Here is a 23,378-nt window from a genome sequence, read left to right on the forward strand (position 1 = left end):
TAAACTCACTGACTTTAAATCACGGGAACAGAACACAACCCATGGACAAGCATTTCTGCAGTGACAACTGTTCAGGCGTCAGCCCTGAAATCATGTACGCACTGGCTGAAGCCAACCAGGGTCATACGCCTTCCTATGGGGGCGATTCGTTGACTCAGGAAGCCGACGCCCTGATCAAGGCCACTCTGGGTCGTGAATGTGACATTTACTACGTCTACAACGGCACTGCCGCCAACACTCTGGCCTGCAAGTCGGTGCTGCGTAGTATTGATAGTATTATCTGTCCTGATAGTGCACATATCTTTACTCATGAAGCCGGTGCAGCGGCTAATGCTACCGGCAGCAAGTTCATTACGCTGCCTGCAGTGCATGGCAAAATCACTCCGAAGCAGATCCGGGCCGCCTACGAGCAGGAAACTTACTGGGGGCCTCATGCTACCCGTCCAAAGCTGGTCTCAATCACCCAGCCCACTGAATGGGGCACTTTTTACTCTCTGTCAGAATTGGCGGCCATCAAGGCTGTTTGCGAAGAGACCGGAATGCTAATGCATGTAGACGGCTGTCGTATTTACAATGCCCTTGTAGCCATGGACTGCCCTCCGGCAGAACTCTGCCAGTACATTGATATTCTGTCACTGGGAGGGACAAAAAATGGCCTGATGTTTGGTGAAGCCCTGGTGTTCTTCCATCAAGAAGCAGCCGATGGTTTCCTGCACTTGCGCAAGCAGGGGCTGCAACTGCACTCAAAAATGCGCTTTATTTCAGCCCAGATGAAAGCCCTTTTTACCGACCACCTTTGGCAGAAAAATGCCCAACAAGCCAATCAGATGGCAGCAAGGCTGGCAGAGGGCCTGTTGAAACACCCGGATATCAACCTTTACTGCCCGGTGCAGACCAACCAGCTTTTCGTCACCATGCCCAAGGCATTGGCCGCAAGACTGATGGCAGTGAGCGCCTTCTTTCCTAATGGACCTGAGTGCTATCGAATGGTGACGTCGTTTGACACGACAGAAGAAGAAGTAGACTGTTTTGCAGCCGCCGCTTTGGAAAGCTTCTAACATTCCCCGCCCGTCGCTCCACAGGCCAGACACCCCCGAATAACCCCGCCAGTCCGGCGGTTTTGATATTCAAAGAGCCAACAGACAAACAGCAAATTATTGCTCGGCAATGCGGTAAAGAAGCTTAATGAAGGCATCTGTACTTTTCTGGCTGGCGGATTCAATCGCGAATTTATTATGAAAATAGATTGATAGCTGACAGTCCCTATTGCCCAGAATAACCGTATAACCATCATCCAGTGAACTGGCGGTAACACCTTTCAAGAGGTAGCCCCCATTGATCTGTTCCCCCTCGTCCAGTATGCGGGCAAATGCCACAAGACACTTTTGAATATCAATATGTTGATCCACTTACTGACTCCTTAAGGCAAACCCAAAAAATCAAGACTCCCTGCTTACGTCATTGTCAGGGAGGCAAAGAGAAAACAGTGCAATATAAACACCACCAGGGTGACGATGGCTCTCATGGACAGGTAAGACATTACACGCCCATCGGCCAGAGGTTCTGTATGAACGCACTCAATAATCAGGGTTGCCAGATAGCCAATGGCAAGAAGCACCAGCATCTGACCATCCGCCAGCCCTGCCATAAGCCCTCCAAATACCCAGAGTGCAATGACATTACTGGCCAGCACTTTAATAACGTTTCCGGATCGATTCTCAGTGTAGGCAGCCTGTCCCCATAAAGAACCAGCCATAAAGCAGCAGATAATGACAGAGTAAACAATAAACAGATGCTCCCCACTGTTACCAAACAGAAACTGGCCCCTGATGGATAGATACAGTGAAATAACAAAAGGCGTTATCCCAAGACAGGCAAGCCAGTACATGAGTCGTTGAAAAAAATTCACTGGTTTCTCCATCTGTTCAGCCTTTTGTCTCATCGTCTTGTCTCACTAGCAGCCTGTCGGACTTAAGCGTCCGTAGCGAGGATTGCAAGAAATTGGGGATAAAAATTTCTGCTTCTGAGGAGAATAGCGAGCTATTTGACGAAGAAGCAGGAATTTTTAGACCAATTTATTGCAACCGCAGCAGGACAGCCTTAAGTCCGACAGGCTGCTAGTAAGAGGTCAGCCAGAAACCACCACGATCGAAAGTACAATCATCTTTTCCTGTACGAATAGTCAGGTCAACTGGATCAGGCCATATGCCGGTTTCCTGTTGATCTGCTCCAAAGCAATGCTATACATAAGACGCTGAACCTTTTTCATGATCCGACTCCAGCCTGTCACCGACGGCAGGCGATCCGGGAAGCCATGCGTCTGAAACACTGTCACAACACCAGAGACTTTAGGGAGTTCGCCCGACGACGGCTGCCCTCCCCTATTTTTCATTACATCGACGGTGCTGCGGATGATGAGACCACACTGCGAAGAAATACTGAGGCCTACTCCAATTGTGACCTGGTGCCCAATGTATTGAGAGGTGCAGAGCATGTTGATCTCTCTACCCGGGTTATGGGTTTGGATCTGGACATCCCTCTCTTCTTATCGCCCACCGCACTGCAGTGTCTCTTTCACCATGAAGGTGAGATGGCTGTGGGCAGAGCAGCCGAACAGTATGGCACTCTTTTTGGCCTGTCTTCTCTGGGCACTACCAGCATAGAAGACATTGGTTCAACTATTAAAACTCCGAAGCTATTCCAGCTCTACGTGCATAAAGATAAGGGTCTGACTCGCAATATGATTGACCGATGCAAGGCGGCCAACTTCGATGCTATGGCATTAACGGTGGATACAGCCGTTGGCGGCAACAGAGAAAGAGACCTTGTCACCGGTTTTACCATCCCGCCCAAACTGACATTTAAGAGTCTGCTGAGTTTTACCTGCCATCCGTCCTGGGTTCTGAATTACGTTTCCCATGGTGGCTTTGAGCTGCCTCAACTTCAGGACTATGTTGGCGAAGGCACCCGCATTACCCTGTCGGTCGGTCACTACTTCAGTACCATGCTGGATCAGAGTATGGACTGGCAGGCAGCAGAAGAAATTATCCACTACTGGGACAAACCATTAGCACTAAAAGGCATCATGTCGGTTGAAGATGCACGCAGGGCCGTAGATATCGGCGCTGCGGCCATTATGATTTCCAATCATGGCGGTCGACAGCTGGATGGCTCACGCTCGCCCTTTGATCAACTGGCAGAAATTGTAGATGCCGTAGGAGACCAGATTGATGTGATATGCGACGGGGGGATACAAAGGGGCACACACGTTCTTAAAGCACTGTCGCTGGGAGCCAAAGCCTGCTCAGGAGGTCGCCTGTATCTTTATGCTTTGGCAGCAGCAGGAAGAGCAGGCGTTGAAAAGGCTCTTGAAAATCTGCGCAGTGAAATGGAACGGGATATGAAACTGATGGGCTGTAAAACGATTTCAGAGTTGAACCGGAGTAACCTCCGCTTCCGGCCGGAATTCACCTGTCATTCCCGTTGAGTAAAGCCTGAGTCACAACAATCCATAATACCGTTTAAATATCATTATTAATTTCTTTGTTAAGTTTTTTGACCAACCCTGTGTAACTTGATATTTGCTTGCCTGGTATTGTTTTAAACAGATTGGTTAACTGCTCGGTATCAAGCGTAAGTGTATAGCTTCTTAAAGCAGTATGGATATAAATATCATCTTTATCAGGATCTGCAATGACAAATACAGCTCTGTATCCCATAGTGGGCAATGCTTCACCTTCTACAGCAGCTCTTGACATCTTTAAATAACCGCTAATTCCTTCAAGTAATAGTTTTTTATTAGTAAAATGCTCTCTGGAAAGTGCCTCCCTGAGATTTTTATCACGAAAATTTTCGGTCATTCTCAATTTAGAATTTTTAAGTATCCAATCGTAAGTAAACATTTCTTTGTAATCATCCAATACTGAGTATTCACTATTGCTTTTGGTTATGAGTTGGGCATTAGCGGGTTGGCAAATATCGTTCGATGTCAGACATTGGAGAGTAGTGGCTTTGTGGCTAAAAGAATAAATATAAACAGCCTCGATATCAGTAGCTTGTGTTCTTGCTATATCAAGTTCAGATGGGCTTCTGAATAACTCCATCGTATAGCGTTTTATTGCGTCAAAGGTTTGATTTATCTTATCCAGTTCAGCATCAGAAAGAGCATCAGGATTTATACTTTCCCTACTGAAAGAGAACAATCTGGTTTCATAGTCTTCAGGAAACGTTTGCCCATCTGAAGACATCAGTTCTTTAATGATCGTTTTTTCCAAGCCCTGAGCTCGATATATTTTCCCTATGCCTGCCTCAGGATTTAGAGGTTGATGAGCTTCCAAACCTGTTTCGGTCGTTTTAGTCTGAGTATCTGGTACATCTTCTGAAAAAAAACCAAGAAGATATGCCGCTCCTACTAATGCAGCAGCTTTTAAGAACATTTCGCTAACCTCCTTTTTCGTCTAACTGTTTATAGCTGACGTTTCATTAAGTAATAGCTCTGAGAGCCTGACTGATAATAGCACCATTACTGAATAAAGTTAGGAACAGGCTTGCTACATTGATTTAAGATAAACAGTTTTCACTGATGTTTAGACCCTAAAACCACCATTAAGTTCACTGAACTCTCTGGTTATTATTTCTTTGTGGATGGATGGCTTTGCTCTTGCACAGACATGTATAAAGAATGGCGACGCCATATCTTTATGCTTTGGCAGCGGCCGGAAGAACGAGCCTTGAAAAAGCCCTTGATAATCTGCGCAGTGAAATGGAACGGGGTATGAAACTGATGGGTTGAAGAGCATTCAGAGTTGAACCGAAGTAACTTCCGGTTCCGACCAGAACTCACCTATCATCCCCGGTGAATTAAGCCTGCTTCACACCACCCACAATACCGTTTAACTATCATTGTTGATTTTTTTTATTAAGATTTTCGGCCAACCCGGTGAAGCTTGATATTTGCTTACCTGGTAGTGTTTTGTACAGTTTTGTTAACTGATCGGCATCAAGCTCAACAAGAGTGTAGCTTCTTCCAGTAGTCACAATATGAATATTCTCTTTATTTGGATCAGTCATTAAAAATACAGCTCTAAATCCCATAGTGGGAAATTTCTCGTCTGATTCAACGATTCTCGACAGTGTTAAAAAACCACTAATCCTTTCAAACAATGATTTTTTCCTGGTAAAATCCGCACTAAAAATATCATTCTCATAATCTTCATCATCAACACTATCTTTCATTCTCGGTTCAGAATTTTTTAATATCCATTCGGATGTAAACATTTTTTTATAATCACCCAATACGGAGCCTTTATCATTGCTTTCTGTGGTATGTTTGGCATTTATGGGTTGAGAATTAGCGGGTTGACAAATATTGTTCGATGTCAGGCATTCCAGAGTAGTGGCTTTGTGACTAAAAGAATAAATATAAACAGCCTCAACATCAGAAGCTTCTACTCTTGCCATATCAATACCATATTTACCTCTGAATAACTCCATCATATTGCGTTTTATTGCGGCAAAGGTTTGATTGATCTCATCGAGCTCAACATCAGAAAGAGCCTGAGGGTTAATACTTCCCCTACTAAAAGTGAACAATCTGGATTCATAGTTTTCAGGAAAAGTTTGCCCATCTAAATTCATCAGCTCTTTGATGATCGTTTTGTCTAATCTGGAAGTTCGGTACATTTTTTGTATGCCTACCCCAGGATTTACAGGTTGATGATTTTCCAAGCCTGTTTCGGTCATTTTGGTCTGAGTATCTGGTACATCTTTTGAAAAAAAACCAAGAAGATAGGCCGCCCCTACTAATACAACAGCTTTTAATAACATTTCGCTAACCTCCTTTTTTGTCTAACTGTTTATAGATGACGTTTCATTATGTAATAGCTCTGAGAGCCTGACTGATAATAGCACCATTACTAAATAAAGGCTTACTACATTGATTTAAGATAAACAGTTTTCACTGATATTTTGACCCTAAAACCACCATTAAGTTCACTGAACTCTCTGGTTATTATTTATTTGTGGATGGATGGCTTCGCTCTTGCACAGAGATGTATAAAGAATGGCGATGCTATATCTTTATGCTTTGGCAGCAGCCGGAAGAGCGAGCCTTGAAAAGGCTCTTGATGTGCAATGAAATGGAACGGGTTATGAAACTGATGAGCTGTAAAACGATTTAAGGGCTGAACCGGAGTAACCCGCGATTCCGGCCAGAATCCACCTGTCATTCCCGATAAGTTACGCCTGTGATACCATCAAACTATCAGGGGTTATTTTTTTTATTGAGTTTTTTAGCCAACCCTGTGAGATTTGATATTTGCTTGCCTGGCATGGTTTTAAGCATATTTGATAATTGTTCGGCATCAAATTTGAGAGTGTAGCTTTTTGCGGCAGCTTGAATATAAATATTCTTCTTACTAGAACCTGTCATTACTAATACAGCTCTGAAGCCCATAGTGGGAAATGCTTCATTTTTATTAATGAGTCTGGTCAGCGATATAAAATCAGAAATTTGTTTCTGTAATATTTTTTTCTCGTTAAAGTCTGCCCCAACAAGGTATAATGCGGGAGTTGATTCCCGATAGCCTGCCAGCCTCGCTTCGGATTGTTCAAGAATCCATTCGGATGAAAACATGTTTTTATAATCATCCAACATTGAGCTTTCATCATTGCTTTGAGCTGTGCGTTCGGCATTAAGCGTTGAGTGTTGGGTATCAGCAGGTTGGCAAATATCGTTCGATGTAAGGCATTTGAGAGTAGCCGCTTTGTGGCTAAAAGAATACACATATACAGCCTCAATATCAGCAGCTTTTATTAGTTCCTGATTAAGATTAGGATCACCTATTGATAACTCAATCATTTGGTCTTTTATTACGGAAAAGATTTTATTTATCTCATCCAGTTCATCTTCAGAAAGAGCATTAATATTTATACTCCCCCTACTTAAAGTGAATAATCTGTACTCATAGTCTTCAGGAAAAGTTTCCCCATCTGAATGCTCCAGCTCTTTGATGATTGTTTTTTCTAAGCTGGAAGTTCGATACAGTGTTTCTATGCCTGCCCCTCTATTTATAAGTTGAGGCAATGATTGAGGCAAAGGTTGCTGCGTAAATTGATCCACTTCCAACTCCGTCTCAGTCTTTTTTGGTTGATTATCTGGTACCAATCCAAAAAAACAATGATAAAGATATACTACTGATACTGCTATGATAATATTTGTTACCATGTCATCTAGCCTCCCGTTTTGTACACTTGTTTAGAGCTAGCGTTTCATTAGAGTGATAGCTCCGGGAGCCTTAACGATAATAACGCCGTTACTAAATTTAATGAGGAGTAACCTTCTTCCAGCATTTTAAGATAAACAGTTTTCATTGACGTTTGTGAGCCTGAAACCACAATTAATTTCATTGAATTTCCTGCTTATTATTTCTTTTTGGATGGATAGCTTCGCTCTTGCAAAAAAATATATACAAAGAATTGCGATGCTATTGAAAGATGAATCACAGAGATACTGAAGCATCCCATGTCATTGGTGATTGACGCTCCAGTGTAGTCGAGTTCTCGTAAAAAGGTAGTATCAGAGCCAGTCAGTCAGCATCACACCAATGCTGAGCCGGTTCACACTGGCATTGTAATCAATCAGGCTTTCTCCATAGCCATTAAAATATTGGACATAACCCCGGAAACGGTCACTAAGAGGGAAGGACCAGCCCAGTTGCACCGCACCTTTGTTATCTGAAGACCGCAGGTTGTTTCTGAGCATCATGGATATCTGGTATTCATCCAGTTTATAGCCAAAATGAAGCTCACCATGTCCCATGTACTTTTCAATATCCGGGTTATCATCCCCCTCCGTATCATTCGGGTTATTTGGGTCTTTTTCAGGTTCGGGAATCCGATACCAGGGCTTGAAGCTCACGTAAAAATTGCCCTTTTCCAGCAGGAAATTCAGGTAAACTCGATTCCAGCTTCGGGAAAGGCCGCCCGACCGACCATTGGATTGATGAGACAGACCGGCCACTACCGCCCACAAATCCATACCCAATACCGAACGATCGACCGGAAGTACCGCAAAGACTTCCGGTTCGTGGTTCGTTTCCCTGAATGGCGCAGAGTTGTTGTTGTAGGCCTGCCACCAGGAGGTGTTAGTGTAGGCTACATAGACATTACCGTAACCGTTCCATAAACCCTCCCAGACAGGCGCTTTCAGACTCAGCTGAAACTTGATTTCGGTTGATGTCAGTTCCTCACCTATTGCTTTGTAAGGCTCCTTGTTAACGTGACTGTTCCAGGAAACCGGAAGCACATAATTGGGACGATGGGGAGTTATCACAAAACGATTATCAAACGCCTGACGTTCACCTTTAACTCGTTCATCAAAAGCACTTTCCTCTGTCTCCCGGACCCTATCAGAATCATCAACCACCAGAGGCAGTGCCTCTTCTTCGTGGGGTTTGCCGCAAACAGCCCTTATCTCCGCCATGGTGGTCTGACCATCGGCTTCCATAGCCTGTTTCAGGAGGCACTGTTCATGGGGAGTTGATGACAAAGCCAAAGCCGGCGACAGACTCAGGACCAAACCTGCAACCCAAAAAGGCCCTTGTTTGATTGAGACAAGCGTCACATTATTATCCATAGTTGAAACTCTTTTTCTTCCTAACGAGCGCAACGGGCTGAAATGCCGGTGAGAGTCTGCGCTCATCACAGGGCAACCTAAAGCTTTAACGAATGCTCGAACATAAATCCCCGGCTCTGCAATCTCAACCTTTTTCCGTTGGTGTTGTATCAAGACATTCCGTTTTTGCCATATCGAAGTCAGGCCAGGGAATCAGAACAGCTATCAGACTGATGGTACCGATGACCGCCAGATAGTATGCGGGCCCTAATGCAGTACCGGTCATTTGTACGATCAGTGTCGAACTCAAAGGAGCAAGCCCGCCAAAAATGGCAAAGCCAAAATTGTATGAGGTAGCAATGCCTGTGTAGCGAACTTCTGTTGGAAAAAAGCGGACAATAATAGGAGGAAGCAGACCTGAGGCGACCGCAGTAAATAATCCGCAGGTCATCATAATGTGCCGGACCTGAGGAGCCTCTGTAAGAAAATACTGGAAGGCTGGAAATGACAAAATAATCACAACCAGAGCCATAGAGATAGCCAGCAGCCTCTTGTTGACAATATCAGTCAAAATGCCTGCTAACAGCGACAGGGGCGAAAGAATAAAAAAAGCAACCGCCGTGCGCCAAGCCACATTAGCCTGTGGTAAACCCAGTATGGAAGAGAGGTAGCTTGACATATAGACCCCATAAACCGTTACCGTGGCACCGCAAAGCGCCATCAACAACAGACCACAGAGCAGCCCCTTCCGATGCTCTCGCAGTAATAGGATAAGGGGAATAGTTGACTGCTGACGGGCCTGATCCAGGGCAGCAAATAATCCGGACTCATTGAAGCGCTTGCGAATCTGATAGCTGACCAGCCCCAGCAGACCACCAATCCAAAAAGGGATTCTCCACCCCCACTGAGCCATAGTTTCCTGACCCAGCAGCATACTTAACAGACCATGGAGAAAAGTGCCCAGAGAGATGCCAATCATCAGGGCCAGAAATAGGATACCGATCATTAGCCCCTGTCGTTGCGGCGCACTTTCACTGAGAAAAGTGATGGCTCCCGGCAACTCTCCTCCAAGAGAAAACCCCTGGGTCAGCCTGAGCAGAACCAACGTCAGTGGAGCAATAACTCCAACCTCTTCATAAGTAGGTAAACAGCCCATCAGAGCAGTGGTCAAAGCCATGAGAAAAATGGTCAGAGTGAATGTTTTCTTGCGGCCAAACCGATCTCCGAGATGCCCGAAAAACAGGCCTCCCAGCGGTCTGGTCAGGTATCCTGTGGCAAAGACAGCATAGGTTCCCAGCAATGAGGACAGCTGATCCGAGGCAGGAAAAAAATGCTCCGCGATATAGCTTGCCATCAGGGCGTAGATCAGGAAATCATAAAGCTCCAGCATGCCTCCCATGGAGACGGCCAGAGCCAGCTTGTAATGCTCACTGGGTGCAGTAATGCAACGCGGCATAAGTCACTCTCTTGATTAAATCCGCAACGAGCGCAACACTCGCTGTTATGGATAAGGTTCAAGCTACCTTGTCAAACACTTAAGAAAGACATTTCTGGCACCGTTGATGTCACGGTCAACGGTGAAACCCTCACCCTTAATCATTTTGGAAGAACCTAATTTTTCGTCAATGGTCCCGTTCCATGATTGAGTCTTGGATGTATAGGCTTCGTTGCAATCAACCACATGCTTTCCATACTTTTTTGCGTACCACTTAAGCCGCTTTTTGAATGGGTAGTGATTGAGGTCAAGCATCTGGCGGCAGGTGTTACGGCGAATGGTGCGAACCTTCTTATCTTTGCGTGTGACCATACCTCTTGTCTCAAAGGTTGGCAAAAATACAACGTCGTAGTTCGACACCAGCTCGAACGCCAGCCGGTTATGCAGATCAAGAACAATGTCATCCTTTTTGCATTTCAGACGGTCAATTTCCCTGTTGAAATGAATAATCCGATCTCTTGCCCACTGGGGCATATCGGGGAACTTAACGCCCTTCTGCGTGTTCAGGATTTTTTGCTTTTGGCTGATCAAGCTGTCCACTTGCTTCATCAGTGGGAACAGCTTTGTTTTTGCAACGTTATCACCCGCTATCAACGCCTCTTTTTCGCTGTAGCAAGTAGCAAAGGTGCGAACTCCGGGGTCAACTCCAACGCATCTAACCTTCCCTTGGATTTCGGGATTTAGCTCAATATGTTGTTGAACCTGAATGAACCAGCGACCTTTGTCGTAGGTTACGACACAAGATTTACCCATCGCTTCGGCTGGTACATCTTCTGCCAGGTGAATCTTGCCAAGAGCCTGTACGCAGGGATTTAATCCCTTTGGCAAACGGTCAATAGAGAATGAGTACCTGCTACCTTTGCGGCTTTTGAAACTGATTTCTGCAAAGCCCTCTTTAGCTCCCCTGAGCTTCTTGTTGTGCTTGCAGACCGCTTTGAATGTAGTCGCTGCCGCCAGTGTTCCATTATCAGAAACAAGCGAGTTATAAGCCCTGCCACTTTCTTTTTGCTCTTGCTCCACTTGAGCTTTAATGGCAGGTCGCATGTTGATGAGCTTTCCGCTGGCATCTTTATAGTCATTGTTACGGAAACGCTCAACAGCAAGGTTGTACGACCTCCGATAGAGCATCAGGGCATCGTGATAGGCTTGCTCATTCTCTGGGTAAAACCTGATCTTTTTTGACGCGACTATCTTTGCGTCTTTTAGCAGATCGCTTCCTGTAGTGGCTATTGCAGAGTGAGGTAATGAAACCGATAAGCTCTTGGGTGTCGAATGACCCACTGGCGTTATCCGGGTCATCCAAAACTTCGATTTGTCCTCCCGATAATTCAACAAGCCACTTGATAAGTTCAAATCCTGATCGGGCAAGGCGATCTTTTGTGGCAACCACAATATGGGTTGGATGTCCGCACACCGCTGATTCCAGAATGGTTTGCAGTCCTTTTCGCTTAAAGTTGAAAGCGCTGGCAATGTCGCTGATAAATTCTGCATCAGGGTGCTTTTGGAGTAAGATACGCTTTTGCGTGTTAATGCTGGATTTTTGCTTTCCAGAACTAACTCTTGCATAGCATATCTTCCTTTGCTGGTTAATGAATATGCGGAAGTGACCACCATCTGTTTGCTTCACTTTTTCGTAGTGAACGCTTTCGATCTTGCGCCTTATAGTTTGGCTGGTTAGGCCTTCAATCTTGGCGAGCTTTGTAGCCGAAACCCACAAGATAAATTCATCTTTTAATGATTTATCTTGTGTCTAGCAGCCTGTCGGACTTAAGCGTCCGTAGCGAGGATTGCAAGAAATTGAGGATAAAAATTTCTGCTTCTGAGGAGAATAGCGAGCTATTTGACGAAGAAGCAGGAATTTTTAGACCAATTTATTGCAACCGCAGTAGGACAGCCTTGAGTCCGACAGGCTGCTAGCGTAATTGATTTTGCGATTGTTGCAATTTTATTTGACTGCTGTTAGTCAGGGAAAAGCCCGCTGCCCCATGCCCCAACCAGAACGGTTAAAAAGTGGAGTGACTCAAGACTAGTACAAGAACGCCTATCTGCTTCAGGGATCGTCAGCTGGCGGGAAAATCGGCTGAGGCCTGACCAATGGGAGAGGAGTGGATATGAGCTATTTTCCATGCTCCCTGATACTGTCTCAAAATATGTGTCGCCCTCAGAAACTGTAGTTCTACCACCGCCCACTCTACATCCCTGAGCCGGGTTTCTAACTGCCAGGTACTGCAGCAGGAAATCTGATCTGGTCCTTCCCAGGCAGACTCTATCCGGTATTTGACGGACAGGATTTCGAACTGGTTGAAGAGGGTTTCATACCAGAATTTCAGAGCTTCATGACCGTTAATCTGAGCACCTTCTGAGCTCCAGAACAGCAGGTCGTCTTCCGGTGCATAATGACCCAGCATACCAGCACTGTCCTGCTGAATGTAGTTTTCAGCCTGCCGATCAAACAATGATCGGATGGTCTCTCTGGTGTCCGCCATGTCGACCCTCTCCTGAATAGTGCCCTGTTCCTAAAATATTCATATAAAACTATAGGTAGAGTCAACGCAGGTTTTTTGACGAAATTTTCATAACCGGATCCAAAAACTTCGGAGCAAACTTCATACCTGTTGCTATGCTTAGGCATTTGGTCAATTGCCCTTTCAGTTATGAAAACACTTCTGAAGCCTCTTTTACTCTTACTGCTGATTCTGACTGGCTGGCAGGCTCAGGCCAATGAAGCCATCGACCTGATCAGAGAATACATTCGTGTCACCTATGGCAAGGATCTGAACATTACCAGTAGCCAGATTGAGCAGCTAAGCTGGGTCATGGATAACCCTGTTGCCACCCCGGAAATGTCGGCGGACCGGCTACCCTCTGACATACACTGGGAAATCCCTCGTGCCCTGTCCCGCCTTTATTCACTCCAGTTGCTGAAGTCCGGTACAGAAAAGGACTACGATGCCTTCATTCTGCCCCAGAAAGATCTGGCTGTGCCGGTCCTGAGCCTTCAGCACTTCAACCAATTGTCTGGGCTGATTCGCGGGCTCGATGAGGAGTCTTACGAAACACTGGCTGCCGCAGCGTTAATCAGTGCCGTCACCCTGTCACCAACTGCCAGGGAGCGAGCGTCGGTAGTTCTTGATACCAAACTACCGGAAGACAGTACTCGGTTCCTTGCGGTAACCGCTGATAAAGCCACCAGCATTTACCCGCTGGCAAAAGAAATTGCCAGAAAATACCGTTCCGACGGTCACAAATTCACCATCGTGTTCCTGTCAGACAGTCATCTGCGACATATGATGTACAACGAAGGTTCACTCAATATGTACAGCACTCTGAAAGAGGGCTTTCGCAGTGGCAAACTGAAGCCTGGAGACCTGAGCCTCTGGTATGCCTACTGGGTAGATAACATTGCCGGCTTCAGGGGGCATGTCAGTGCCAAAGGCTCCCTGTACCTGACGGAGAATACCTTCCGGGCAATGAACCAGATCAAGGTCGAACTGGACAAGCTTCAGAAAGATCCGGATTTTAATCCCATTCCTGCCTATCTGACGGCGCGAGCCCAGTGGCTGAAGCTCTCGAACGATAAAGGGCTGTCTACTCAGGAAGTCGAAGCTCTGGGTGCTCTGGCTGCAATGATGAGATTGTTTACTCCGGAAGAAGGCAGTCTGTTGCTGAAAGCCTTCAGCACGTTGCCCAAAGAGCAAAAGAAACGCTGGGTCGATCATGTTCAGTCTCAGCTTCAGACCACCGACTACGCAACACCGACTTACGCACCTGCGCTAATGGCTAACGCTCTGATTCTCAGCAATCTGGCCGAAACAGTAGAGAAGGTGTTGCCTTTTTACCTGAGTGCTCTGGACGTCGCAGCCCTGGCTAGAAAAACCGGCGAGCTGCCTAAAAGTACACCGTTGTCTTTCAGAGTCTTGGCCAATGACAAACAGGTTAAGATTATACTCAAGTCAGCACCACCCGGGATAGAGATTGATCCAAAAACGGGCTTGGCGACTCTGAAAGGGATCTGACACAACCCCTGCCTGCTTCGAACTCCAGAAGCAATGGATTGCAAAGGAGCTATCATGTTTCTTCAAACCTTCGGCCCCAACTTGTCAGGAAGAGATTTCGCAATCGGTGATCTTCACGGCATGTATGACTTGCTGTTCGAAACCCTGGAGCAAGTGGATTTTGATTTTAAGCTGGATCGTTGTTTCAGTGTGGGAGACCTGATTGACCGGGGACCCGATTCGCCCGGTTGCCTCTCCCTAATCCATGAACCCTGGTTCCATCCTGTCTGCGGCAATCACGAAGATACCCTGCGGACCATTGCCCGAAACCCAGAGTCATCAGCTATTCTGGCAGACTGGGTTCTCAACGGTGGTCGCTGGCATCTTAAAGTGTCTACAAAACAAATGCAGGAGTATGCCAACTGGGTAGATACATTGCCCTACCTGATACTCGTTGAGCAATCTGACGGAAGCAAGTTGGCGATCTGTCACGCAGAATACCCATTAAACCATTGGAATCCTGAGAGCATTGCAAGCAATCCTGAACTGACCCGGCAATTGATGTGGTCAAGAACAAAAGTACAAACCGGGAATACAGACTGGGTTGAAGGTGTGGACCATATTATCTGTGGCCACACCATTGTCGAAAACCCTACGACTCTGGGCAATACCCACTTTATTGATACCGGAGCTTTCAAGTCCAACACTCTGACATTACTGCCATTGTCACAACTCAGGTAATAATGAAAAATTAACAACCCATCTCCAGCAGCTCTGCTTTATAATGAGTAACTGAGGTATCGACAAATCATAAGTCTGACATGCAGCCCATAACCGCCAGAACACTCTCCGACATCGACTGGGAAAGCTGGAAAGCTCAAGATCCTGCTACCCTGACGTTTATCATTAAAAACGATCATATTCTTTTAATTCGCAAAAAGCGCGGACTGGGAGCCGGCAAAATCAATGGGCCCGGCGGCAGGCTTGAAGATGGTGAAACCACGTTGGAGTGCGCAGTGCGAGAAGTTCAGGAAGAACTGAACGTCACCCCGCTGAATATGAACTTTCATGGTGAATGCCTGTTCCAGTTTGTCGACGGCTACTCCATTCATGTCTACGCCTTTTCCGCTTCTGACTATGATGGTATTCCCGAAGAAACCGACGAGGCGATCCCCCTGTGGTTTCATATCAAAGATATTCCTTACGATGAAATGTGGGAGGATGACCGCTACTGGTTACCTCTGCTGATGAAGAAAAAGAACTTTATCGGCCGCTACCTGTTCAACAAGGATAAAATGCTGGATTACGAAATCGAACTCCTCACCTGACATTTCCCCATGTTGTCACCACCGCTGTCATCAGCACCAGAGCTGTCCTTCTTTATAACGGCTATCCCGGCAGTCCTCATTACAGGATTAGGCAAAGGAGGTATGGGTAACGCTCTTGGGATGATTGCTGTACCTCTTATGTCGATATCGATGCCTCCCGTTCAGGCTGCTGCAATCCTCCTACCCTTGCTGTTAGTTATGGACGGATTCGCCATCTGGGGATGGCGGAAGCACGTAGACTGGACTGTGTTCAGGGTCATTATTTTTCCGGGCCTGTTCGGCATTTTTCTGGGCCTGATGATATTTGCATCCCTGAGTGAACGGGCTATCAGAGGCATAATTGGTATCATTGCCATTTTGTTCTGCCTGAACCAATGGTTTGGTGATTACGTTCACTCACCCCATAAGCCCGGCACACTGAGCGGTATTTTCTGGTCAACCGTCAGTGGTTTCACCAGCTTTGGTATTCACTCCGGAGGACCACCGCTGAGTGTTTACATGCTACCGTTGAAGCTGGAAAAGGAATTTCTGGCAGGCACCATGGCTATTTTTTTTGGCTCTCTCAATCTGATAAAGTGCCCTGCCTATGCAGCCCTTGGCCAGTTCACCGCAAACAACCTGCTACTGTCCTCTTTGTTAGTGCCTGTTTGCCCCCTGGGTGTCTGGCTTGGAATGAAGATGGTTAAAACAATCTCTACTGACTTTTTTTACAAGGTTTTGTACGTCTGTCTTTTCATAACCGGACTCAAGCTCCTTACCGACTTATTCTGATAGCTAGCAGCCTGTCGGACTTAAGCGTCCGTAGCGAGGATTGCAAGAAATTGAGGATAAAAATTTCTGCTTCTGAGGAGAATAGCGAGCTATTTGACGAAGAAGCAGGAATTTTTAGACCAATTTATTGCAACCGCAGTAGGACAGCCTTAAGTCCGAAAGGCTGCTAGTCCTCAACGAAAGTCTTATTATCAATCGCAGCCAGCCAAGCTCTTGCTCTTTCCCCATCCACTTTGGCATTCAGGCGATCGGCCAGTGCCAGTGATTCCAGAGCCTCCGCTCTGGCTTTGCCCCAATTTTTCTTACGATGATGAATTTTTGCCAGCATGAAGTGATAAAGCATCCGTGAGCGTGCACCCTCAATAAGGGGTTCTATGGATCTAATAACGGTCAGAGCTCTGTCGCAGTTGCCATCAAGGTAATCAATTCTTGCCAACCTCAAGCCAGAGCGAACTATTTCGTAAGGATCATTCAGGTAGTGATAGAGGGCATGAGATTTTACCAATGCTACTCTGGCACGATCCAGATCAGGCTCACCCACATCACTATGGGCTGCCCCCAGGTTATAAAGTGTCTTAGCCTCAAGATACGGGTCAACCGGTCGTCGTTTCTGTAACACTTCCATGCCTTTTTCAGCGTAGTCAATCGCCTCCTTGTGACCCTGAGCCCTGGCTACCCCAGACAACAGAGACAGACTGGAAACATAGCCATCCCAATCCTCATGCTCGCGGGCATAGTTGCTGACCTCCTCGGCCAGCTTGCGACAATGGTCATAATCGCCCCGATAGAAATACATGGAAGATACACCTATGGCAATTTGAACCCTGTCCTGACAACGAGACTGTGCAGCCGCCTCCTGCATCCCTTGGGTACCCAATTGGATATAGGTCTGCCAGCAGCCTTCCTGCTTCATTTTGGGGCCATTCTGCAAGAGCCAGTCAACCAACTGTTCTGACTTGCTCTCAGGCGGCTGTAATTGTTGACAAATGGCAGGCTCTTCATCAGAGACCTGTTCCCCGCTGACCGCTTCATGGAAAAAGAGAATAGCGCACAAAAGCACGAAGCATTTTGAGTTATATTTGGGAAAATAAGATTTTGAAACAGCCAGGAACAACGGCTTTGGCATAAATTCAGGCTCCATCTCATTCCAACCAGGAGTATTGATAACTATTCGATAACGATCAGCCGACCCGGAGAACCCTATCAATTAACCCTTAATAAAATAGCCGACAGAAAATGGAGTCTGGTATAGGATAATCATACTGCACTGGATGAGGCTTCATTCTGTCAACGACCAAAAGTCCGAAACGCGGTCCTCACCGGCCTTTACGCAAAAGCCCGGATGACCGCTCGACAGAATTCAATCGTTACAATAACCAAAACAATGGAACCAGAACTATGAACCAGGCCTACAACCAACTGGTAGAACGTTTCAACAAGCTTTACCGTTTTCAACATCTTTCCGCTATTGCCAGCTGGGATCAGTCCGCCATAATGCCTTCCGGGGGCAACCAGGCTCGCTCTGAAGCGCTGGCAGAACTTTCTGGCCTGATGCACGAGCTGCTGACTGAAGAACAGGTAGGCCATTGGCTTCAGGAAGCCCGGGAAAAAGCTGACGACACGGTAACACAAAGTTCTATCCGGGAAATGGAACGAAGCTGGAGAAAAGCCTCTGTTATGCCAGCAAAACTGGTCAAAGCCCAGTCTCTGGCCAGTTCGAAGTGTGAGCACGCCTGGCGAACCCAGCGGCCGAAAAATGACTGGAAAGGCTTCTCCGAAAACCTGAAAGAAGTGGTCAAACTAGCCCGTGAAGAGGCCAGTATTCGCTCCGCCGCATCCGGCGCCAGAGGCTACGACGCCCTGCTGGAGCTTTATGAACCCGGTATGACTTCCAAAGAGCTGGATGTTCTTTTTGGTCACCTCAAGAGCTGGCTGCCAGAAACCTTGCAAACCGTTGTCGAACAGCAAAAGAATGATTCTCTGATAGCCAGTCAGGGCCACTACCCTGCCGAGAACCAGAAAGCCCTCGGGTTGGATGTTATGAAACTGCTGGGGTTTGACTTCAATCATGGCCGACTGGACGTCAGTGTCCACCCATTCTGTGGTGGGGTTCCGGAAGATGTTCGCCTCACTACCCGATATAACGAACAAGACTTCGTTGAATCCCTGATGGGAACGATCCACGAAACAGGTCACGCCCGCTATAACCAGAATCTTCCGGCAGATCTGAGGTCGCTGCCACTTGGCTCCTACCGCTCAATGGGGGTCCATGAAGGCCAAAGTCTGTTTTTTGAAATGCAGCTGGGTCGCAGCCCGGAGTTCCTGAAGCTCATCAGACCTCTGATCGTGAAACACCTGTCAGAAGGTCAGGAGGATGAGCGTTTCAGCCAGATTAACCTTGCGAAGATCTACAACCGGGTAAAGCCCGGTTTTATCCGCGTAGACGCCGATGAAATCAGTTATCCCATGCATGTCATCCTGCGTTATGAAATCGAGAAGGCACTGATCGAGGGAGAACTGCTGGTGGATGACCTGCCCCAGATCTGGGATGAGAAAATGCAGGCTTACCTGGGCCTTGCCACCGGCGAAAATCACAGCACCGGCTGTATGCAAGACATTCACTGGCCAATGGGCGCTTTTGGCTACTTCCCAAGCTATACTTTGGGTGCCATGTACGCAGCACAGCAGTTTGCCACTGTTAAGCGACAATTGCCCGATGTAGAGAGCCGCATCGCTACCGGCGATTTGGAGCCGGTATTTAACTGGCTGACAGAAAACATCTGGCAGCAAGGCTGCAAGCTGGAAACTCACGAACTATACACTCAGGCCACCGGCGAACCGCTGAATGCAGATCACTTCAAGCAGCACATTCTGAGTCGTTACCTGAAGACTTGATGACTCGCTCCCCTTAAGCTCCTGAACCCACTCACTCCGAGGTCGGGTTCAGGTTTACTGAACAACCATCCCGTATTGGCTATCGAATTTTAGAAACTCATACGACACACAGCAGGAGTTGGTGTGCACTGTTTAGCATTGTACTATCTGCCTTAACGGCCAGCATACGCTACAAAAACCATCAGCTTAGTTGGTGAAGTGTTATCAAAAAAATTCAAAAGGCTATTGATACCAGATGGTGGTGGATGTCAATTATAATGTCGATGGGCCATGATAAATGGATAAAGATTTGATTTTCCCATTTTTATCAAGTTTAAAAACATCTACATATGGCCTGTTAGTGCCATCAATATTTAGAGTTAAATATAATACACAGTCAGCCAAAAGCTGTTGATTAACAACATCATACTTCACACCATTATCTTCATGACAAAATAAGTATTTAGCTGTAATTTTTCCATATTTGGGTGAATACACCAAGTCATCTTGATCACTGAATAATGGCAATATGCCATTGCATTCGTTACCATTCTTAAGGCTTTCTACGTATGTCTTTGTAACTATTGTGCAATAGTCAGAATAGGCAGCGTTAGAGGTAAATGCGATTATTGATATAAAAAATAAGCATGCGACATTACTCATCATGTTTAGCCTCACATATCTGGCATTAGGATTTTAGTACATGGTCGACTATTTAATTTGCACGACAACATCAAGGCCAGCCCATTTGTCCTGGCACCCTGTGCATAACGCCCTGCTGCTTCAGCTGCGATACACTCAAGGCCGTTTAGAAAGCATTCTAGTATAATGATGGCAACTTTCTCACTAAGCTAGCCAGGGTGGGTCGACATAGTATTCGCCCCTGGCCCTCCATGGCTCGCAACGATGGTGACAGTCGATTTTTGCAAGCAGAGCTCAAATCTTGAACCTTGAACATATTCAAAAGGAGCAAGAATCAAGTATGCAATCCGCCGAAATACAGAACATTAGCCGCTACATAGTGACAGCTGCCTCACTGGTGATCATTCTTGCCGGTATTCGTCTGGGCAGTGAAATACTCTCTCTCCTGCTGTTTTCCTACTTCCTGGCGATTCTTCTCAACCCAGCCATTAACGCCTTGAGCCGACTGCATATTCCCAGGGTGCTGGGCATTCTGTTAGTAGTCTCGGTGCTAATCATCACTATGATGATGATTGTGGCTTCCATTGGCAGTGCCTTACAGGACTTTGCCAAGGCGCTGCCAGGGTATAAGCAGCAAACGATCGATATGATTCATCAGATCAGTGACAAACTGGCGCAACGCAACATTAATCTGGATCTGAAATCCATCGCTGAACCATTGGATACCTCATCCATCTTTAGCTTTTTAACGTCCATGCTGACCCATATGGGCAGTGCCACCAGTTATGTTTTCCTGATCTTTCTGACGGTTATATTCATGCTGGCCGAGGCACCGCTACTGAGAAATAAACTGATCCGTTCCATGTCTGATCCGGACCAGCAGCTGAAAGATCTCGAAAGATTTGTTGCCTCGGTCAATCGTTATGTTGCCCTGAAAACGGCCATCAGTGTGCTCACAGGATTACTGGTCGCTCTATTGCTAGGATTGCGAGGGGTTAACTTTTACCTTTTGGGCGGCATTCTGGCTTTTGCCCTGAACTTTATTCCAAACATTGGTTCCATACTGGCGGCCATTCCCGGCATCCTGATCACTTTGCTGCAACTGGGTTTTTCTGAAGCACTATTTGTTTCAGCTGGCTATTTCCTGATCAACATGCTGATTGGTAACATACTTGAGCCAAGAGTATTAGGTAAGGGACTCGGTCTTTCGTCCATGGTCGTTTTTTTATCGTTGCTGATCTGGGGCTGGTTATTGGGCCCGATTGGCATGCTGCTCTCAGTCCCTCTGACCATCAGCATAAAAGTACTATTGGAATCCTCGCCCGGTAGCCGAAGATTTGCTGCGCTCTTGGGGTCTGGAAGGCCAAAAGAGGAGGTGGACGCTGAACAGTCAAAATAATACTTAGCATCAGCCGACTGTACTAAAGTGAACAGATTCATCAATGGACAGGCAAATACTATGCAGAAAAATCCATGGACAAACTGGGTTGAAAAGATTCGCGCCATTGCTCAGAACGGAATAACCTATACCGACGGCGGCTTTGATCTGGAGCGCTACCAGCAGCTTCAGGACATTGCCCACGAAATGACAGCACTTCTTGCAGGCGCTCCCATTGAAAAAGTCGATCACTATTTTCTTCCTGAAACAGGCTATACCACACCCAAGCTCGATATCCGGGCTGGAGTGTTTCAGGAAGGTCGTATCCTGCTGGTAAGAGAACGCTCTGATGGTTGCTGGGCTCTGCCCGGCGGCTGGGCCGACGTCTGCGAGTCCCCAGCTCTGGGAGCAGAACGGGAAACTCTGGAAGAGTCAGGGTATATTGTCAAAGCCCGGAAGCTGGTGGCTGTGCGTGATGTTCATAAACACCCCTACTCTCCCAGAAACCCTCACCACCTGATCAAAATGCTGTTTTTGTGTGAACTCAAGGGTGGCAGCCCAACTGCCAACATCGAAATATCAGAGGTCGGTTTTTTCGAGCCGGATCAACTGCCACATCTCTCACAGGGGAGAACCATTGCTTCCGACATTGCTTTGATGAAGCAACATCATGAAAACAATGGTTTGCCAACAGAGTTCGATAAATAGGCAGGTTTACCTGCCATTTTCCTGACGAATCAGGCTGTTCCGCCTACCGTGATTTCATCGATTTTGAGCGTGGGCTGGCCAACACCAACAGGCACAGACTGACCGTCTTTACCGCAAACACCAACGCCCGGATCCAGCTCCAGATCATTGCCGACCATAGAGACCTGATTCATAACATCCGGTCCGTTGCCGATCAGCGTAGCGCCTTTAACCGGAGTGGTTACCTTGCCATTCTCAATCAGGTAAGCCTCACTGGTGGAAAATACAAATTTGCCAGAAGTAATATCGACCTGACCACCGCCCATATTGGCGACGTAGATTCCTTTATCAACACTGGCAACAATCTCACCCGGATCGCTTTTGCCAGCCAACATGTAGGTGTTGGTCATTCGTGGCATGGGCAGATGAGAATAAGACTCTCGACGTCCATTACCCGTAGAAGCAACGCCCATCAGACGGGCATTCAGCTTATCCTGCATGTAGCCTTTCAGGATACCGTTCTCAACCAGAACCGTTGATTCGGTGGGTACACCTTCGTCGTCCAGATTCAGGGAGCCTCTGCGGCCTGTCAGCGTGCCGTCATCAACAATGGTGCATAGCGGCGAAGCAACCCTCTCACCGACACGACCTGCGTAGGCAGAACTGCCTTTACGGTTAAAGTCGCCTTCCAGACCGTGTCCTACGGCTTCATGCAGCAGAACACCCGACCAACCCGGAGCCAATACGACCGGCATGGTCCCAGCCGGAGCAGCAACAGCTTCATGATTCACAAGAGCCTGTCGCACCGCTTCACGGGCATAGCTCAAGCCTTTATCATTTTGGATAAACTGCAGATAGTCACCACGACCACCTCCACCGGCAGAACCTCGCTCAATACGGCCATCTTTCTCGGCAATAACACTGACGCTCATACGTACCAACGGCCGTATATCCGCAGCCAGAGTACCATCAGAAGCAGCCACCAGAACCACTTCGTGGACACCCGCCAGACTGACGTTAACCTGCTTAACCGCTGGATCCGCTTTTCTGGCTTCCTGGTCAACAGCCTTGAGCAGAGACACTTTATCTTCACGACTCATGGAGTCCAGAGGATTATCCGTGCCGTAAAGAGCCAGTGGCTGACTTCGGTTCCAGGCCTGAATCTGATGCTCCTGACCCAGACGAGCAATACTCCGGGCCGCGCCCGCAGCCTGCTCCAGGGCCGGTAAAATGATTTCGTTGGAATAGGCAAAGCCGGTTTTCTCGCCACTGATAGCACGTACACCTACACCCCGGTCTACATTGAAGCTGCCTTCTTTGATGATACTGTCTTCCAGCGCCCAGACTTCATGACGTGTTGACTGAAAGAAGAGATCCGCTGCGTCAACCGAATGCCCCAGAATACTGTCAAGCACTCTGCCCAGCTCGTTGTCACCGATATTTGCCGGCGCCAGCAAATGATTTCGCGCCTGTGTAAGAATGTCGGTCATAGTTTATTCAGGCCCTAGCTATTATCCATTGCCTGCTTGATTATTCGGAGCAGGCCTACATCGTTATAAAGAGATTGTCACACCTATGGACAAAAAAAGCATTC

General features: G+C 47.0%; 23 protein-coding genes. 10 read left to right on the forward strand and 13 right to left on the reverse strand.

The window, feature by feature from the left end; all coding sequences use genetic code 11:
- Positions 1-41 precede the first annotated feature (41 nt).
- Positions 42-1,058, forward strand: a complete 1,017-nt coding sequence (locus KBW69_RS02265; protein WP_257279774.1) for a low specificity L-threonine aldolase — start codon at positions 42-44, stop codon at positions 1,056-1,058.
- Between the two features lie 96 nt (positions 1,059-1,154).
- Here KBW69_RS02265 and KBW69_RS02270 read toward each other — a convergent pair whose 3' ends face one another.
- Complete coding sequence (locus KBW69_RS02270) at positions 1,155-1,409, reverse strand: DUF3081 domain-containing protein (protein ID WP_257279775.1); 255 nt, start codon at positions 1,407-1,409, stop codon at positions 1,155-1,157.
- 44 nt (positions 1,410-1,453) lie between these two features.
- Positions 1,454-1,942 (reverse strand): DUF3429 domain-containing protein, encoded by a 489-nt coding sequence (locus KBW69_RS02275; protein ID WP_257279776.1) that lies wholly within the window; start codon positions 1,940-1,942, stop codon positions 1,454-1,456.
- Positions 1,943-2,314: 372 nt separating this feature from the next.
- Here KBW69_RS02275 and KBW69_RS02280 point away from each other — a divergent pair, with 372 nt between their 5' ends.
- Positions 2,315-3,487, forward strand: a complete 1,173-nt coding sequence (locus KBW69_RS02280) for an alpha-hydroxy acid oxidase (protein ID WP_257279777.1) — start codon at positions 2,315-2,317, stop codon at positions 3,485-3,487.
- A 34-nt stretch (positions 3,488-3,521) separates the two neighbouring features.
- Here KBW69_RS02280 and KBW69_RS02285 read toward each other — a convergent pair whose 3' ends face one another.
- Positions 3,522-4,436 carry a hypothetical protein gene (locus tag KBW69_RS02285; protein ID WP_257274475.1) on the reverse strand — a complete coding sequence of 305 codons (915 nt, stop codon included), beginning with the start codon at positions 4,434-4,436 and terminating at the stop codon, positions 3,522-3,524.
- A 245-nt stretch (positions 4,437-4,681) separates the two neighbouring features.
- Here KBW69_RS02285 and KBW69_RS02290 point away from each other — a divergent pair, with 245 nt between their 5' ends.
- Entirely contained in the window at positions 4,682-4,792 is a 111-nt protein-coding gene (locus tag KBW69_RS02290) for an alpha-hydroxy-acid oxidizing protein (RefSeq protein ID WP_257279778.1), read from the forward strand.
- A 107-nt stretch (positions 4,793-4,899) separates the two neighbouring features.
- On the opposite strand, the gene KBW69_RS02295 is transcribed toward KBW69_RS02290, so the two are convergent.
- The 7 genes from KBW69_RS02295 to KBW69_RS02325 all read right to left on the reverse strand — a co-directional run bounded on the left by KBW69_RS02295 (position 4,900) and on the right by KBW69_RS02325 (position 12,595).
- Positions 4,900-5,826 (reverse strand): hypothetical protein, encoded by a 927-nt coding sequence (locus KBW69_RS02295; protein WP_257279779.1) that lies wholly within the window; start codon positions 5,824-5,826, stop codon positions 4,900-4,902.
- 436 nt (positions 5,827-6,262) lie between these two features.
- The gene (locus KBW69_RS02300) at positions 6,263-7,225 is read right to left on the reverse strand and encodes a hypothetical protein (RefSeq protein WP_257279780.1); all 963 of its coding nucleotides are present in this window, start codon (positions 7,223-7,225) and stop codon (positions 6,263-6,265) included.
- Between the two features lie 351 nt (positions 7,226-7,576).
- Positions 7,577-8,635: a phospholipase A gene (locus tag KBW69_RS02305; protein ID WP_257274472.1), complete on the reverse strand. Its 1,059-nt coding sequence runs from the start codon at positions 8,633-8,635 to the stop codon at positions 7,577-7,579.
- A gap of 124 nt (positions 8,636-8,759) precedes the next feature.
- Positions 8,760-10,070 carry an MFS transporter gene (locus KBW69_RS02310; protein ID WP_257279781.1) on the reverse strand — a complete coding sequence of 437 codons (1,311 nt, stop codon included), beginning with the start codon at positions 10,068-10,070 and terminating at the stop codon, positions 8,760-8,762.
- 63 nt (positions 10,071-10,133) lie between these two features.
- The gene (locus KBW69_RS02315; RefSeq protein WP_257279782.1) at positions 10,134-11,237 is read right to left on the reverse strand and encodes an RNA-guided endonuclease TnpB family protein; all 1,104 of its coding nucleotides are present in this window, start codon (positions 11,235-11,237) and stop codon (positions 10,134-10,136) included.
- Between the two features lie 22 nt (positions 11,238-11,259).
- A complete protein-coding gene (locus tag KBW69_RS02320) occupies positions 11,260-11,826 on the reverse strand; it encodes a recombinase family protein (RefSeq protein ID WP_257279783.1) in 567 nt (188 codons plus the stop codon).
- Positions 11,827-12,169: 343 nt separating this feature from the next.
- The gene (locus KBW69_RS02325) at positions 12,170-12,595 is read right to left on the reverse strand and encodes a nuclear transport factor 2 family protein (protein WP_257274807.1); all 426 of its coding nucleotides are present in this window, start codon (positions 12,593-12,595) and stop codon (positions 12,170-12,172) included.
- A gap of 168 nt (positions 12,596-12,763) precedes the next feature.
- Here KBW69_RS02325 and KBW69_RS02330 point away from each other — a divergent pair, with 168 nt between their 5' ends.
- The 4 genes from KBW69_RS02330 to KBW69_RS02345 all read left to right on the forward strand — a co-directional run bounded on the left by KBW69_RS02330 (position 12,764) and on the right by KBW69_RS02345 (position 16,203).
- Entirely contained in the window at positions 12,764-14,125 is a 1,362-nt protein-coding gene (locus KBW69_RS02330; protein ID WP_257279784.1) for a hypothetical protein, read from the forward strand.
- A 54-nt stretch (positions 14,126-14,179) separates the two neighbouring features.
- On the forward strand, positions 14,180-14,845 hold the full coding sequence (locus KBW69_RS02335; RefSeq protein ID WP_257279785.1) for a metallophosphoesterase: 666 nt from the start codon (positions 14,180-14,182) through the stop codon (positions 14,843-14,845).
- An 80-nt stretch (positions 14,846-14,925) separates the two neighbouring features.
- Positions 14,926-15,432: an 8-oxo-dGTP diphosphatase gene (locus KBW69_RS02340; RefSeq protein ID WP_257279786.1), complete on the forward strand. Its 507-nt coding sequence runs from the start codon at positions 14,926-14,928 to the stop codon at positions 15,430-15,432.
- Positions 15,433-15,441: 9 nt separating this feature from the next.
- Positions 15,442-16,203 carry a sulfite exporter TauE/SafE family protein gene (locus tag KBW69_RS02345; protein WP_257279787.1) on the forward strand — a complete coding sequence of 254 codons (762 nt, stop codon included), beginning with the start codon at positions 15,442-15,444 and terminating at the stop codon, positions 16,201-16,203.
- A gap of 166 nt (positions 16,204-16,369) precedes the next feature.
- Here the strand turns inward: KBW69_RS02345 and KBW69_RS02350 are convergent, their stop codons facing one another.
- A complete protein-coding gene (locus tag KBW69_RS02350; RefSeq protein WP_257279788.1) occupies positions 16,370-17,329 on the reverse strand; it encodes a hypothetical protein in 960 nt (319 codons plus the stop codon).
- 272 nt (positions 17,330-17,601) lie between these two features.
- On the opposite strand from KBW69_RS02350, the gene KBW69_RS02355 reads away from it, so the two are divergent.
- Positions 17,602-19,098: a carboxypeptidase M32 gene (locus tag KBW69_RS02355; protein WP_257279789.1), complete on the forward strand. Its 1,497-nt coding sequence runs from the start codon at positions 17,602-17,604 to the stop codon at positions 19,096-19,098.
- A gap of 252 nt (positions 19,099-19,350) precedes the next feature.
- On the opposite strand, the gene KBW69_RS02360 is transcribed toward KBW69_RS02355, so the two are convergent.
- The gene (locus KBW69_RS02360; RefSeq protein WP_257275303.1) at positions 19,351-19,743 is read right to left on the reverse strand and encodes a hypothetical protein; all 393 of its coding nucleotides are present in this window, start codon (positions 19,741-19,743) and stop codon (positions 19,351-19,353) included.
- A 316-nt stretch (positions 19,744-20,059) separates the two neighbouring features.
- On the opposite strand from KBW69_RS02360, the gene KBW69_RS02365 reads away from it, so the two are divergent.
- Positions 20,060-21,118, forward strand: coding sequence for an AI-2E family transporter (locus tag KBW69_RS02365; protein WP_257279790.1), 1,059 nt, complete (start codon positions 20,060-20,062; stop codon positions 21,116-21,118).
- Positions 21,119-21,178: 60 nt separating this feature from the next.
- Positions 21,179-21,805, forward strand: a complete 627-nt coding sequence (locus KBW69_RS02370) for an NUDIX hydrolase (RefSeq protein ID WP_257253212.1) — start codon at positions 21,179-21,181, stop codon at positions 21,803-21,805.
- A gap of 29 nt (positions 21,806-21,834) precedes the next feature.
- Here KBW69_RS02370 and tldD read toward each other — a convergent pair whose 3' ends face one another.
- Positions 21,835-23,274, reverse strand: a complete 1,440-nt coding sequence (gene tldD / locus KBW69_RS02375) for a metalloprotease TldD (RefSeq protein WP_257253214.1) — start codon at positions 23,272-23,274, stop codon at positions 21,835-21,837.
- Between the last annotated feature and the right edge of the window lie 104 nt (positions 23,275-23,378).

This window comes from Endozoicomonas sp. ISHI1, assembly GCF_024606225.1.
Classification (GTDB): Bacteria; Pseudomonadota; Gammaproteobacteria; order Pseudomonadales; family Endozoicomonadaceae; genus Endozoicomonas_A.

Bases quoted from the DNA above. Each gene is read 5' to 3' on its own strand.
- KBW69_RS02300 (WP_257279780.1), bottom strand. From the start codon at position 7,225: ATGGTAACAAATATTATCATAGCAGTATCAGTAGTATATCTTTATCAT.
- KBW69_RS02345 (WP_257279787.1), top strand. From the start codon at position 15,442: ATGTTGTCACCACCGCTGTCATCAGCACCAGAGCTGTCCTTCTTTATA.
- KBW69_RS02350 (WP_257279788.1), bottom strand. From the start codon at position 17,329: ATGCCAAAGCCGTTGTTCCTGGCTGTTTCAAAATCTTATTTTCCCAAA.
- KBW69_RS02310 (WP_257279781.1), bottom strand. From the start codon at position 10,070: ATGCCGCGTTGCATTACTGCACCCAGTGAGCATTACAAGCTGGCTCTG.
- KBW69_RS02360 (WP_257275303.1), bottom strand. From the start codon at position 19,743: ATGATGAGTAATGTCGCATGCTTATTTTTTATATCAATAATCGCATTT.
- KBW69_RS02305 (WP_257274472.1), bottom strand. From the start codon at position 8,635: ATGGATAATAATGTGACGCTTGTCTCAATCAAACAAGGGCCTTTTTGG.
- KBW69_RS02330 (WP_257279784.1), top strand. From the start codon at position 12,764: ATGAAAACACTTCTGAAGCCTCTTTTACTCTTACTGCTGATTCTGACT.
- KBW69_RS02355 (WP_257279789.1), top strand. From the start codon at position 17,602: ATGAACCAGGCCTACAACCAACTGGTAGAACGTTTCAACAAGCTTTAC.
- KBW69_RS02265 (WP_257279774.1), top strand. From the start codon at position 42: ATGGACAAGCATTTCTGCAGTGACAACTGTTCAGGCGTCAGCCCTGAA.
- KBW69_RS02275 (WP_257279776.1), bottom strand. From the start codon at position 1,942: ATGAGACAAAAGGCTGAACAGATGGAGAAACCAGTGAATTTTTTTCAA.
- KBW69_RS02285 (WP_257274475.1), bottom strand. From the start codon at position 4,436: ATGTTCTTAAAAGCTGCTGCATTAGTAGGAGCGGCATATCTTCTTGGT.
- KBW69_RS02280 (WP_257279777.1), top strand. From the start codon at position 2,315: ATGCGTCTGAAACACTGTCACAACACCAGAGACTTTAGGGAGTTCGCC.
- tldD (WP_257253214.1), bottom strand. From the start codon at position 23,274: ATGACCGACATTCTTACACAGGCGCGAAATCATTTGCTGGCGCCGGCA.
- KBW69_RS02325 (WP_257274807.1), bottom strand. From the start codon at position 12,595: ATGGCGGACACCAGAGAGACCATCCGATCATTGTTTGATCGGCAGGCT.
- KBW69_RS02295 (WP_257279779.1), bottom strand. From the start codon at position 5,826: ATGTTATTAAAAGCTGTTGTATTAGTAGGGGCGGCCTATCTTCTTGGT.
- KBW69_RS02340 (WP_257279786.1), top strand. From the start codon at position 14,926: ATGCAGCCCATAACCGCCAGAACACTCTCCGACATCGACTGGGAAAGC.
- KBW69_RS02335 (WP_257279785.1), top strand. From the start codon at position 14,180: ATGTTTCTTCAAACCTTCGGCCCCAACTTGTCAGGAAGAGATTTCGCA.
- KBW69_RS02365 (WP_257279790.1), top strand. From the start codon at position 20,060: ATGCAATCCGCCGAAATACAGAACATTAGCCGCTACATAGTGACAGCT.
- KBW69_RS02290 (WP_257279778.1), top strand. From the start codon at position 4,682: ATGGCGACGCCATATCTTTATGCTTTGGCAGCGGCCGGAAGAACGAGC.
- KBW69_RS02315 (WP_257279782.1), bottom strand. From the start codon at position 11,237: ATGCTCTATCGGAGGTCGTACAACCTTGCTGTTGAGCGTTTCCGTAAC.
- KBW69_RS02370 (WP_257253212.1), top strand. From the start codon at position 21,179: ATGCAGAAAAATCCATGGACAAACTGGGTTGAAAAGATTCGCGCCATT.